The 1,516-nt window shown below is 38.4% G+C and carries 4 protein-coding genes; 1 reads left to right on the top strand and 3 read right to left on the bottom strand.

Features of this window, described 5'->3' with window-relative positions; translation table 11 throughout:
• A partial coding sequence (locus AC5590_RS30800; protein WP_441293688.1) for an NACHT C-terminal helical domain 2-containing protein occupies positions 1–580 on the top strand: 580 nt, incomplete at its 5' end.
• Between the two features lie 39 nt (positions 581–619).
• Here AC5590_RS30800 and AC5590_RS30805 read toward each other — a convergent pair.
• The 3 genes from AC5590_RS30805 to AC5590_RS30815 are packed head-to-tail and all read right to left on the bottom strand — an operon-like array spanning position 620 to position 1,386.
• The gene (locus AC5590_RS30805) at positions 620–838 is read right to left on the bottom strand and encodes a type II toxin-antitoxin system HicA family toxin (protein WP_169268983.1); all 219 of its coding nucleotides are present in this window, start codon (positions 836–838) and stop codon (positions 620–622) included.
• Positions 838–1,080 carry a type II toxin-antitoxin system HicB family antitoxin gene (locus AC5590_RS30810; protein WP_169268984.1) on the bottom strand — a complete coding sequence of 81 codons (243 nt, stop codon included), beginning with the start codon at positions 1,078–1,080 and terminating at the stop codon, positions 838–840. Before AC5590_RS30810 ends, AC5590_RS30805 begins: the two co-directional genes overlap by 1 nt.
• A 30-nt stretch (positions 1,081–1,110) precedes the next feature.
• Complete coding sequence (locus tag AC5590_RS30815; RefSeq protein ID WP_248277445.1) at positions 1,111–1,386, bottom strand: hypothetical protein; 276 nt, start codon at positions 1,384–1,386, stop codon at positions 1,111–1,113.
• Positions 1,387–1,516: the final 130 nt, after the last annotated feature.

Raw genomic sequence — 1,516 nt, forward strand, 5'->3', positions numbered from 1 at the left:
TTATAAACCAGTTGCCGTTCGAGCTTTTTACTTCCTGTTTAATCTTCCAAAAATTAAGCCTAAATCTGCTAGTTCTGTTGCTAAAATTTTTGCTAACACTTTTGATACAGGGTTTAAGTTATCATCGAAATTAGAAGTTGAGATTGTTCTTAAGCGAGTGATTGATGATGCTGTCATGATTGATTATAACTTTGGTCGTGCTCATACCCGTACTCAAGCTCTTTATCTTCTTTATGACATTGATACTGTTATTGAGCTAGATCATGAGTTACGGTACCAGATAGAAGACCTCAAGTGTCAACTGCCTGATCCTTTTCAAAGAGAATTTAAGGAGTGGTGGCAAATTAAAGGTAAAGTCTGGATTGAACAACTGAGAACCATGATGATTAAACATCGCAATATTGGGCATGACTGGCAGTTTAGCGATAACCAAAAAGAACTGTTGCAACAGTATTACGATGCCAATAAGCTACTAGTAGATTCCTTGAATAGCGATTGTTATATCAGCCGCGAAGTCAGACAAGAAATTGAGGAGACGTTGCTTTTACCTATCGCGGAGATTGAGAAACGACAGGGGTGAGGCGATCTTTGAAGAAAGTGAGCGATCGCCCCTTAAACATCACAACTGTTCCCACTGATCTTTCTCAATTCCAGCTTGCCGCAATATTTCAGCCAAAAGCCCTTTGCCAATGTCACTTTTGTGAGGATTTGGTATTCGCACTGTGATATCATCCTTGATCATATACTGATGCTTGCTCCCAGAATATGGTCCTTCAAATCCTAGTTGCCTCAAATACCGGATTAAGTCTGAACGCTTGATAGGTCCCAAAGAGGGCATTATGCTACTTTCTTGATTGACAGTTCAATGCCATCAACTACGGGTAATGGCAGATGACGAGAAACTCGTAATAAAATCCACTCTTCCAAAACTTCTACTAATTCTTCTCTACAAGCTTCCAAAGAATCTGCATTAGCCCAGACACCTTGGAATTCAGGAATTTCTCCATAAAAGGTGCCATCATCTGACAAAATCTTATATTTTGCTTTCAATAGAGCAGTTTGTATGTATTTCGTCAACATAATTTGTGTCCTACAAAATTAAAGCTTGTGTCAATTCCACTCATCCCTAATTTGCTGTTGATACTCCAAAGGGTCTTGAGTGAGTTTAATCACACCAGCATACTTGTTTAAATTAAACTCTTCTTTTTGTTGAGCTTGATAAGCTTTCAATATTTGCTCAATTTTCTGCCAGTCTTGATAGTCAATCAACACTGCACCTGGACGCATTGCTTCATCAGTTACAATTTTTTTCTTAACAGGTAACATAATTGTTTGCTTGCGATGCACAGCTTCTAAAATATCACGCAACTTTTGCCAAGCGCTCAATACTTGTCACGTACCACATTATATATGCCTCCTCGTCACTTCTCAATTCTTGTTTAAAACTACGCACAAACTCCTCTGGCAATAGCATTATCCAGTCAAGAAGCATTAATTTCTTTTTTTCTTAACGGGA

The organism is Brasilonema octagenarum UFV-OR1, from assembly GCF_963888615.1.
Taxonomy (GTDB): Bacteria; Cyanobacteriota; Cyanobacteriia; order Cyanobacteriales; family Nostocaceae; genus Brasilonema; species Brasilonema sennae.

Excerpts from the sequence above, each read along its gene's own strand:
- AC5590_RS30805 (WP_169268983.1), bottom strand. The coding sequence starts at position 838 with ATGCCCTCTTTGGGACCTATCAAGCGTTCAGACTTAATCCGGTATTTG.
- AC5590_RS30810 (WP_169268984.1), bottom strand. The coding sequence starts at position 1,080 with ATGTTGACGAAATACATACAAACTGCTCTATTGAAAGCAAAATATAAG.